This is a genomic window from Zoogloea sp. 1C4, assembly GCF_009469605.1.
Taxonomy (GTDB): domain Bacteria; phylum Pseudomonadota; class Gammaproteobacteria; order Burkholderiales; family Rhodocyclaceae; genus Zoogloea; species Zoogloea oryzae.
Genome location: NZ_SSXU01000055.1, coordinates 1 through 399, shown reverse-complemented (window position 1 = coordinate 399; position 399 = coordinate 1).

Here is a 399-nt window from a genome sequence, read left to right as displayed (position 1 = left end):
CTGGAAGCTCCCTCGTGCGCTCTCCTGTTCCGACCCTGCCGCTTACCGGATACCTGTCCGCCTTTCTCCCTTCGGGAAGCGTGGCGCTTTCTCATAGCTCACGCTGTTGGTATCTCAGTTCGGTGTAGGTCGTTCGCTCCAAGCTGGGCTGTGTGCACGAACCCCCCGTTCAGCCCGACCGCTGCGCCTTATCCGGTAACTATCGTCTTGAGTCCAACCCGGTAAGACACGCCTTAACGCCACTGGCAGCAGCCACTGGTAACGGTTTTATGGGAGTTGGTCTTGAAGTTTCTTGCCAGTTAAGGCTAAACTGAAAGAACAGATTTTGGTGACTGCGCTCCCACAAAGCCAGTTACCGTGGTTCAAAAACCTGCAAGTTCTTTGAACCTTGAAAAAACC